Genomic DNA, 1161 nt, shown 5'->3' on the forward strand with positions numbered 1-1161 from the left:
GGCATGGGCCGGAGGCTTCGGTGCACGAACCCGGAGAACGGGTGGTGCCGCAGCGTCGCCGGGCCGGACCGCAGGCCCGGGGCCTTGGCGCGGACGATATCCCACGCCTGCTCCTCGCTAACGGCGGGCGCAAAGCCGGACGTCGTCATGCTCCGCGCCCCGCGATCTCGGCCTGGGCGGCCAGGTTGCGGTCCTGCCCCAGCATGAGGCCCGCGGGGATCGGCCCGATCCTCTTCGTCTCGTCCAGCGCCCGCTGGATGCGCTCGGGCACGGGGTGCGAGCCCTGGGTCGCGAGGCTGCCGACGACCATTGCGGCCGTGGAGCAGAGAATGCCGATCACCATCGGGTCCAGACCCGTGGCCGTCGACAGATCGGCGAGCTCCCAGCCCACGGAGCTGATCGTGCCCACGAGCATCGAGGTGATGGCCCCCACCGTGTTGGCCTTCTTCCACCACACCGCACAGATGTAGGCCGGTACGAAGGCGCTGCCCAGGACCGTCGTGGAGAAGATCACGACGGCGGCCACCGCCGGGGGCTCGACCGCCGCGATGGCGAAGCCCGCGACCGCGAGGAGCAGCACGATCAGACGGGACACCCACACCGATTGCCGGTCGGACATGTTGCGGTTGATGAACCGGGCATAAATGTCCTGGCTGGCGATGGTGCCCGACTGCAGCAGCAGGGCGTCGGCCGTGGACATGATCGCTGCCATGATCGCCGCCATCACGATGCCCACGGCGAACGGAGGCAGGACGGCGTCGGCCATCGCGAAGACGGCCGTCTCCGGGTTCGCCAGGGTCGGCACCAGCAGCAGGGCGAAGAGGCCGATCAGGTAAGGGCCCGGGATGAAGAGGAGGTTGAAGATCATCGAGTAGGCCCCGGCCGTGCGGGCCACGCTCGGCCGCTTCATCGCCATGTGGCTAACCACCACGTGCGGCCATCCCATGTAGCCGATGGAGAAAATCAGCAGGGCTCCGATGACGATGCCCCACTGGCCCTCGTAAGCGAGGCCCTGGCCCCACATCGTCAGCAACGTGGAGTCCAGTTCCGCGATCCTCTGGTTGCCCTGAGTAAGGCCCCCCACGGAGATGAGCGTGGCGATGAGGATCCACAGCATGCCGATGAGCATGATGATCGCCTGGACGAAGTCGGTGTACGCCA

The 1161-nt window shown here is 68.0% G+C and carries 1 protein-coding gene; it reads right to left on the bottom strand.

The features are described 5' to 3' along the window. Positions 1–145 precede the first annotated feature (145 nt). Positions 146–1161 (bottom strand): sodium/proline symporter (locus RF645_RS12920; RefSeq protein ID WP_368819238.1); only part of this gene is annotated, 1016 nt, incomplete at its 5' end.

It is taken from the genome of Kocuria sp. CPCC 205260, assembly GCF_040981045.1.
Taxonomy (GTDB): domain Bacteria; phylum Actinomycetota; class Actinomycetes; order Actinomycetales; family Micrococcaceae; genus Kocuria; species Kocuria palustris.